General features: G+C 67.6%; 1 pseudogene. It reads left to right on the plus strand.

The features are described 5' to 3' along the window. Positions 1–306, plus strand: a pseudogene (locus R5H29_RS00005) (sensor histidine kinase); the annotation flags it as partial.

Raw genomic sequence — 306 nt, forward strand, 5'->3', positions numbered from 1 at the left:
CACCTCGGCGGGACGGATCCAGATCCTGACCGGCACGTACGGCCAGCTCTCGATGTGGCGCGCGCTGGAGAGCGCCCCGCTGCTGTTCCTCAACATGATACTGCCGATCATCGTGCTGATGACGCTGGCGACGCTGGTCGCGACCCCGTTCGTGGTGCGCCGGGCCATGACGGGTCTGGCGCAAGTCGCGGCGCAGGCCGAACGCATCGACATCGACCAGCGCGGCGTGCAGCTGCCGCTCGACAAGGTGCCGATCGAGATCACCCCGCTCGTCAAGGCGATCAATGCTGCGCTCGACCGCCTCGA

Source organism: Stenotrophomonas sp. A3_2, assembly GCF_036624925.1.
Taxonomy (GTDB): Bacteria; Pseudomonadota; Gammaproteobacteria; order Xanthomonadales; family Xanthomonadaceae; genus Stenotrophomonas; species Stenotrophomonas hibiscicola.